Genomic DNA, 5,884 nt, shown 5'->3' with positions numbered 1-5,884 from the left:
GGAGATCCGCCGATCCGGCGGGGGGAACGTCAGCCGGAAGGTGAACGCGGTCGCGGTCGGGCCGTGCGTGCGCAGGTGCCTGACCCGTTCTGCCGGGACGGTGCCCGGTGGGCACCCACCACAGGGCGTTGGTGGCCCGGTCGGTCGGATGGAACCACTCCCGCCGGCGCCGCAGGAACGCGCCCTGACCATGGCGGAAGACGAAGTCGGCGAGCGCGTCCGCCGATTCCCACACCGTCAGGTTCACGATGACGGTGAGGTCGGCCTCCGCGTCGAGCCGGAAGGTGTGCACGGCCGCGGCGCCCTGCTCGGGCTGCAGGCGCCAGACGAAGCCGGGCTGCCCGTCGCCGAGGTCGCTAACCGGCGCGAGGCCGGCCAGGATGTCATCCGGCGCGGGGGAGTCGAGTGGGGTGAGTACTCGGGCGATGTTGACCTGGGCCAGATGGTAACCCGTCATGAAGATAGCCTAGGGATGTTGTCCCGCATCCGCCAGAAATGACGCGCATCACCGTTCGATGGAGACAGGCGTGCCGATGGGGAGGATTCCCGCCAGCTTTTCGATGTCTTCGTTGCGAAGCCGGATGCAGCCGTGGCTGGCGTCCGTCCCGACCAGGTCGGGGCGGTTCGTGCCGTGCAGCCCGATGATGCCGTTGGCGCCGTTGAACTGGGTAATCACGTCCGAGAAGCCCGACAGGCCGAAGGCGTACGGCCCCCACGGCCCGTTCGGATCCGTGGGTCGCAGCAGTTCGGTGAGGTAGAACTCGCCGGACGGCGTGGGGGTACCGCCGGTTCCGATGCCCACCGGGAGTCGGGCGAGGACCGCGCCGTCCCGTAGCACGGTGAGCCGATGCGCAGACCGGTCGCCTCGCAGGTCATACGGGGTCTCGGTGACCTGGGTGTCCTCGGCTCGCAGCCATCCCCGCGACCCGTTGGGCCGCACGGGCAACTGGACCCGCAGCCAGTGGGCCCGGCGTTCCTCCACCGCGAACACCAGCGGCACGCCCTCCCGGTTGGGGTTGGCGAGCCGACCCTGCGGGGCCCCGGTGTCCGGGGTCGCGAACCAGGTGATCTCGGGTACCACGGCCTGGGCCACGAGGTGCCGACCCTTCGCGGGGCCGGCGGGGCCGGCGCCGGCCGGTGGGTGCGTCGCGCGGGTCGGCGCTGCTGCGGCGGCGGGTCGCGCAGGTGCGGTCCGACCACCTGAACAGGCGCCGACCAGGCAGGTCGCGGCCAGCAGCGCTGTGGCCAGGAGCAGGAGGCCGGCCGGACCGGCGACGCCGGGGCGAGGCGGCGGGCGAAGGCCCGGCGCCGGCGGGCGGCTTGTGTCGGTGCTGCGCATCCAGACCCCCTCGGCCATCTGGTGATTACTTTACGTAGTCGGTGGGGTGGGTGCACCTGCACGGGCCGGGATGCCTCGCACCGGCCGCCGACCGTCGTTGGTGAGATCGGGGCAGGCCGGCCGATCCCCGGCGGATCGCCGCGTCGCCCCCCGGCGCGCACCCCGCCGGACGCGGCGGTGCGCCGCGGGGCCGACCCGTCGAAATCACTTCTGGTCATTCTCCGGTCATCTGAGGAGAGCGTGCGAGAACGCGGTATGAAACGTGAACAAAACTCAGGGTGAGCGACAGGATTTGCGGTCCACGACAGGCCGGATACGCTTTCCAGCGACCTTGGTTTGTTGCTTTTCCGAAACGGTAGGGGAGAACTGTGCGGAGATCAATGAGGGCCCGGGCGGCGGCGGTCGCGCTGTCGAGCATGGCGACCATTTTCGTCGCGCTGGGACCAGCGGCTTCGAGCGCCTGGGCGTCCGACGGCGGGGACACAGTCAAGCAGGCCCAGAACTGGGGCAAGGACGACTGGGGCAAGGACAAGTGGGACAAGGACAACTGGCGTAAGGACGACTGGGGCAAGGACGACTGGCGTAAGGACGACTGGGGCAAGGACGACTGGCGTAAGGATGACAAGCGCAAGGACGACTGGTTCGACGACGACTGGTTCGGTGACAAGCGCAAAGACAGGGGGAAGGACAATGGCTGGAACTGGTGACTGAGCCGTTGCACCGGTTGCTCCGGTCGGCGGGTCAGCCCACCGTGCTGACGGTGGGCTGACCGCACCCTGGTGATCTGCCGGCGGAGAATCCCTTCCCGGCTCCCGGCAACCCGGCGGCCGGGGCGGGGCTGCAGTCGGTCCAGGCCTGCCGGCGCTGGTGCCGGTCGTCAGTGTCGACGGCCGGCACCAGCGACGGCGCCCGGGGCGCGCCCTCGGCCTGGGCTCGCGGCATCGGCAAAGTGCCTGTGAACCCGGGCGGAGTGGCTCGGGATTCAGCGCGCCCCACCGGCCGCCGCATCCTTCCCGTCTTTCTGTGATCAGTCATGCGCGGAATCGTGCCGAGGCTTGGTTGCGGTTTTCGGTTATGGAACCGTACGTAAGCCTCGGCACGATCTGGCCGGGAACTGGGCTGGCAGATGGGTGGCCGTGCGGTGCCAGCTGGCCTGGTCAACCCCGGGCTTTCATGCCGGTGATCGTCTGTTGGGATGCTGGGAATAGGGAAGTGCCTGTGAGCTGGGAGGATCGGGCTTATTGAGGGCCTGATCCGTGCAGACCGCCTCGCGGGGCGAGACCCCGCTGGGCCGCTGTCCAGGGAGCTGCGTCTGTCCAGGGAGCTGCGTCACCGCGACGAGCTCGGCGTCCGTGAAGTCGGTGAGCTCCGAGCGCTCGGCGAGCCGGGGGGCGCTCGCTGCCGGGTGGCGGGTACGCACCAGCACTCCGCGATCGACGAGCATCGCCTGGAACGCCCCGCGGCCACGGGCGAGCCGGGCCGCCCGGTAGATCGCCGGGACCAGGTCGAGCACCTCCAACTGGAGCCGGTGCGCGTCCGACCACGCGACATGCCGACGGGCATGCCATCTGGGCATGTCGACGCGCGCGGGCCGACCCGGTCGCGACGCCGACTCCGGCCGGAGATGCCGGCATAGTCCGGCGCCGGACTGATGGGGGGTGCGTGCAGACCGACCCGCACACGGGCGCCCGTGTGCGGGTGATTTTCGAGGCCCGCTGCATCGGCTCCGGGCCGACGATGGCCACCAGACCGCGGCGGCATCGAGGGCCGCTGGGCTGGGCGGTATTGGAGAGCGGGTGACCGGGATCGAACCGGCATGGCCAGCTTGGAAGGCTGGGGCTCTGCCATTGAGCTACACCCGCAGGTGATCGAGGCGAGCTTACCCCGTAAGATGAGCAGGCAACGCCTCGGGGCGTAGCGTAGTGGCTAGCGCGCCTGCTTTGGGTGCAGGAGATCGGGAGTTCGAGTCTCCCCGCCCCGACCGATAGCCTCGGCGTGTCACCCCGTCCAACGTCGTACCAGGAGACCGCCGCGCCGTGAAGGCCACCAAGGAGACCCTCAGCCCGACCCGGGTCAAGCTCACCGTCGAGGTGCCCTTCGACGAGCTCAAGCCCTCGCTCGATGCCACCTACCGCAAGCTCGCCCGCCAGGTCCGCGTCTCCGGCTTCCGGCCGGGCAAGGTACCGTCGCGGATCCTCGACCAGCGCCTCGGTCGTGGCGTGATCCTGGACGAGGCGGTCCAGGAGGCGCTGCCGCAGCTCTACTCCGAGGCTGTGCAGGCCGAGGAGGTCGACGTGCTGTCGCGCCCCGAGGTGGACATCACCGAGTTCGCCGACGGCGGCCAGCTCGTGTTCACCGCCGAGGTGGACGTCCGCCCCGAGGTGGTGCTGCCAGAGTTCTCCGATCTGCAGGTCACGGTGGACGCCGTCGAGGTCACCGACGAGCAGGTCGAGGAGCAGCTCGGCGCGCTGCGGGACCGGTTCGCGCAGCTCCAGCCGGTCGAGCGGGCGGTGCAGACGGGCGACTTCGTCTCGCTCGACCTGTCCGCGCAGGCCGACGGCAAGCCGATCGAGGGCGCCGAGGCCACCGGGCTGTCCTACGAGGTCGGCAGCGGCAACCTCATCGAGGGCCTGGACGAGGCGATCATCGGGGCCGCCGACGGCGAGTCCCACACGTTCACCACGGCGCTGCTGGCCGGCGAGCAGGCCGAGGTGACCGCGACGGTGCGCGGGGTCAAGGAGAAGGAGCTTCCCGCCCTCGACGACGACTTCGCCACCACGGCCAGCGAGTTCGACACGCTGGACGAGCTGCGCGCCGACGTGCGCAGCTGGCTGGAGCAGTCGCGGCGTACCGAGCAGGTCGGGCAGGCCCGGGAGAAGCTGCTGGAGAGCCTGCTGGAGCGGGTCGAGGTGCCCGTCCCGGCCTCCCTGCTCGAGGGCGAGATCGAGGCCCGGGAGCACCGACTGTCCCATGAGCTGGAGAACATCGGCACCGACCGGGCGACCTACCTGGAGACGCTTGGTCAGTCCGCCGAGGAGTTCGACGCCGAGGTCCGCGAGACAGCGGACAAGGCGATCCGCTCCCAGCTCATCCTGGACGCGGTCATCGACGCCGAGTCGATCGGCATCGACCAGGGTGAGCTCATGGAGCAGGTGATCATGCGGGCCCAGCGTTCGGGTCTGCAGCCCGACGTCTACGCCCAGCAGCTCGCCCAGGGCGAGGGACTGCAGGCGCTGATGGCCGACGTTCTGCGGACCAAGGCGCTGTTCCTGCTGCTGGAGAACGCCAAGGTCGTCGACGGGGAGGGCACCGCGGTGGAGCTGGTGCTCCCGGCCCGCCCGGCTCCAGACGACGACGAGGCCGACGACGAGCACGCCGGTCACGATCATGCCGGTCACGATGCCGAGGCCGAGGCCGCTGCGGAGCCGGCCCAGGCGGCGACCGCGACGAGCGAAGGCGTGGACCGCGACATCTGACCTCGCGGCAGGCGGTGGTGCGGCTCGCGCCGCACGGTCTGTCAGCTCGCCAGACGGCCCCCGGACTCGGTTCGAGGGCCGTCTGGCGTTGCGGCGTGCCGTCGTCGAGGGCCGGCGCAGCGGCGTCGCGAGGGCGTCCGGACTGGCCGGTCCTCACGCCCAGCGCGAACATCGAGCCTGAATGGCGAGAACTTGCGCGTGTCACAGATAGTGTCGAGCCGGTCAATCAGCCGCCCCATGTGAGGAAGCCGAGGAGCTGACCGTGAGTAACCTCGCAGTTCCGCGCCTGCCAGTTCCGGGTCCAGAGCTCCGTTCGCCCGGCCAGGGTGGGCCCGCCTTCGACGACCAAGTGTTCAACCGCCTGCTGGCCAACCGGATCGTCTTCCTCGGATCGGTGGTCGAGGATGCGATCGCCAACGCGCTGTGCGCGCAGCTGCTGCTGCTCAACGCGGAGGACCCGACCCGGGACATCTTCCTCTACATCAACTCGCCGGGTGGGTCCGTGAGCGCCGGCATGGCGATCTACGACACCATGCAGTTCGTCGAGAACGATGTCGCGACCGTGTCGCTCGGCCTCGCCGCGTCGATGGGTCAGTTCCTGCTCTGCGCCGGTGCGCCGGGCAAGCGCTACTCGTTGCCGCACGCCCGGATCATGATGCACCAGCCGTCGGGCGGGATCGGGGGCACCGCCTCCGACATCGCCATCCAGGCGGAGCAGATGCTCTACACCAAGCGGATGATGCAGGAGCGCATCGCGTTCCACACCGGGCAGCCGATCGAGCAGATCGAGCGCGACTCCGACCGGGACCGGTGGTTCACCGCCGACGAGGCCAAGGACTACGGGTTCGTCGATCACGTGGTCCAGCAGGCCCGCCAGGTTCCCAGCGAGGGGCCGGTGAGCTGAGCGGGCAGCCCGCTCACCGGACCGAACCGTCGTCATCCGTTTCCGGAGGCAGCCATCATGTTCCACGAGACGCTCTATCAGCAGATGAGGTCTGAGCAGACCCGCCAGGCCGCCGGCCAGCCGCAGGGCCGCTACGTCCTGCCGAACATCATCGAGAAGACCTCC

Annotated in this window: 6 protein-coding genes and 2 tRNA genes; 4 read left to right on the top strand and 4 right to left on the bottom strand. The window is 70.0% G+C overall.

What is annotated here, in order from left to right; genetic code table 11:
• Nucleotides 1-457, bottom strand: a 457-nt coding sequence (locus G6R25_RS20380; protein ID WP_235826525.1) for a DUF3291 domain-containing protein, incomplete at its 3' end; no start/stop codon positions are given.
• 48 nt (nucleotides 458-505) lie between these two features.
• Nucleotides 506-1,339 (bottom strand): L,D-transpeptidase, encoded by an 834-nt coding sequence (locus G6R25_RS20375; RefSeq protein WP_235949236.1) that lies wholly within the window; start codon nucleotides 1,337-1,339, stop codon nucleotides 506-508.
• Between the two features lie 380 nt (nucleotides 1,340-1,719).
• On the opposite strand from G6R25_RS20375, the gene G6R25_RS20370 reads away from it, so the two are divergent.
• A complete protein-coding gene (locus G6R25_RS20370; RefSeq protein ID WP_163554223.1) occupies nucleotides 1,720-2,046 on the top strand; it encodes a hypothetical protein in 327 nt (108 codons plus the stop codon).
• Nucleotides 2,047-2,510: 464 nt separating this feature from the next.
• Here the strand turns inward: G6R25_RS20370 and G6R25_RS28050 are convergent, their stop codons facing one another.
• Together G6R25_RS28050 and G6R25_RS20360 are read right to left on the bottom strand one after the other, a co-directional pair.
• Nucleotides 2,511-2,858 (bottom strand): hypothetical protein, encoded by a 348-nt coding sequence (locus G6R25_RS28050; RefSeq protein WP_235949234.1) that lies wholly within the window; start codon nucleotides 2,856-2,858, stop codon nucleotides 2,511-2,513.
• A gap of 272 nt (nucleotides 2,859-3,130) precedes the next feature.
• Nucleotides 3,131-3,201 (bottom strand) — tRNA-Gly (locus tag G6R25_RS20360).
• Nucleotides 3,202-3,247: 46 nt separating this feature from the next.
• On the opposite strand from G6R25_RS20360, the gene G6R25_RS20355 reads away from it, so the two are divergent.
• From G6R25_RS20355 to G6R25_RS20345, 3 genes are all read left to right on the top strand, one after another.
• Nucleotides 3,248-3,320 (top strand) — tRNA-Pro (locus G6R25_RS20355).
• Nucleotides 3,321-3,375: 55 nt separating this feature from the next.
• Nucleotides 3,376-4,815: a trigger factor gene (tig, locus tag G6R25_RS20350; protein WP_163554222.1), complete on the top strand. Its 1,440-nt coding sequence runs from the start codon at nucleotides 3,376-3,378 to the stop codon at nucleotides 4,813-4,815.
• Between the two features lie 262 nt (nucleotides 4,816-5,077).
• Nucleotides 5,078-5,719, top strand: a complete 642-nt coding sequence (locus G6R25_RS20345; protein ID WP_136448531.1) for an ATP-dependent Clp protease proteolytic subunit — start codon at nucleotides 5,078-5,080, stop codon at nucleotides 5,717-5,719.
• Nucleotides 5,720-5,884 lie beyond the last annotated feature (165 nt).

Origin of the sequence: Candidatus Frankia alpina (assembly GCF_902806485.1) — a bacterium.
GTDB lineage: Bacteria > Actinomycetota > Actinomycetes > Frankiales > Frankiaceae > Frankia > Frankia alpina.
The sequence above is the reverse complement of the archived record's forward strand: the minus strand, read 5'-3'. Positions and strand labels throughout refer to the sequence as shown.

Bases quoted from the DNA above. Each gene is read 5' to 3' on its own strand.
- G6R25_RS20370 (WP_163554223.1), top strand. From the start codon at position 1,720: ATGAGGGCCCGGGCGGCGGCGGTCGCGCTGTCGAGCATGGCGACCATT.
- G6R25_RS20375 (WP_235949236.1), bottom strand. From the start codon at position 1,339: ATGCGCAGCACCGACACAAGCCGCCCGCCGGCGCCGGGCCTTCGCCCG.